This window comes from Pseudomonas inefficax (assembly GCF_900277125.1).
Lineage (GTDB): Bacteria > Pseudomonadota > Gammaproteobacteria > Pseudomonadales > Pseudomonadaceae > Aquipseudomonas > Aquipseudomonas inefficax.
Map to the genome: position 1 here is coordinate 1 of NZ_OPYN01000094.1, position 1,582 is coordinate 1,582.

1 protein-coding gene is annotated in these 1,582 nt (G+C 64.4%); it reads left to right on the forward strand.

What is annotated here, in order from left to right; genetic code table 11:
* Nucleotides 1-296: 296 nt before the first annotated feature.
* Nucleotides 297-1,582: aminopeptidase P family N-terminal domain-containing protein (locus JV551A3_RS11670; protein WP_133978712.1), on the forward strand; the 1,286-nt coding region annotated here is incomplete at its 3' end.

A 1,582-nucleotide genomic window follows, 5' to 3' on the forward strand; every position in this document is an offset into this window, starting at 1 on the left:
TCGTGGTCGGGGGTGCGCGCGCGGGTGTCGAGCAGCACCACGCCGCTTTTAGGGGCGCCGGCATTGGGCATGGTCATTTGCCTGTGTGCAATGAATGTACTGATGTGAAGCCGGTGCCTTGAGGAAGTTCAGCGAAACTTGATCGGTGGTCCTGGCCCTTCTGTAGGAAACGTCCGGTATGCGCAGGGTGTGGCGGGCAATGCATGCCGTGTGTCGGTCTCCAAGATTGCAGGGCTTCGCCGGCTGTTCCATTATCGACGCATTGGATAAACCGTGATGTAGCCGCAGGAGAGCGCATGAACGTTCAGACCACCTTTGGGCAAAGTGTGCCGCAGCGTCTGGCGCAGGTACGCCAGGCCATGGCCGCAGAGGGCATCGATGCCTTGCTGGTACCCTCGGCCGACCCCCATCTTTCCGAATACCTGCCTGGTTACTGGCAAGGGCGCCAGTGGCTGTCGGGTTTCTACGGCTCGGTCGGCACGCTGGTGGTCACCGCTGACTTTGCCGGCCTGTGGGTCGATAGCCGCTATTGGGAACAGGCGGAGCACGAGCTGGCAGGCAGTGGCATCGAGCTGATGAAGCTGTTGCCGGGCAAGCCTGGCGCGCTGGAATGGCTGGGCGATCACGTCCAGCTCAATGGCAGCGTGGCGGTAGATGGTGCGGTCATGGCCCTGGCTTCGGCGCGCCAGCTCGGCGACCGGCTGAAGGCGCGCGGGGCGCGCCTGGTGACTGACAAGGACCTGCTGGGCCAGGTCTGGGAAGGGCGCCCGGCGCTGCCAGGCAACCCGGTCTACCAGCATTTGCCGCCGCACGCCACGCTGAGCCGTGCGGAAAAACTGGCGCAGTTGCGCCAGAGTGTGCAGGCCAAGGGGGCCGACTGGCATTTCATCGCCACCCTGGATGACATCGCCTGGCTGTTCAACCTGCGCGGCAGCGATGTGTCCTACAACCCGGTGTTCGTGGCCTTTGCCCTGATCAGCCAGCAGCGGGCCATCCTGTTCGTTGGCCAGGACAAGCTCGATGAACATCTGTGCCAGGTGCTGGCGGTCGACGGCATCGAAGTGCGCGACTACGCCGAAGCAGGCAAGGCCCTTGCCGCCATACCGGCCGGCAGCCGGTTGCTGGTCGACCCGGCCCGGGTCACCTGCGGCCTGCTGGATAACCTGCCGGCCGAGGTGGAACTGGTCGAGGGGCTCAACCCCAGCACCCTGAGCAAGTCGTGCAAGAGTGATGAGGATCTGGTGCACATCCGCCAGGTGATGGAGCAGGATGGCGCGGCCTTGTGCGAGTTCTTCGCCTGGCTCGAGGCCAACCTTGGTCGGGAACTGGTAACCGAGCTGACGGTCGACGAGCAGTTGAGTGCCGCGCGTGCCCGCCGCCCAGGCTTCGTGTCGTTGAGCTTTTCTACCATCGCCGCCTTCAATGGCAATGGCGCGATGCCGCATTACCGTGCCACCGAGCAGTCGCATGCGGTCATCGAGGGCGATGGCCTGCTGCTGATCGATTCGGGCGGGCAGTACCTTGGCGGCACCACCGACATCACCCGCATGGTGCCGGTGGGCAACCCGAGCCTTGCACAGAA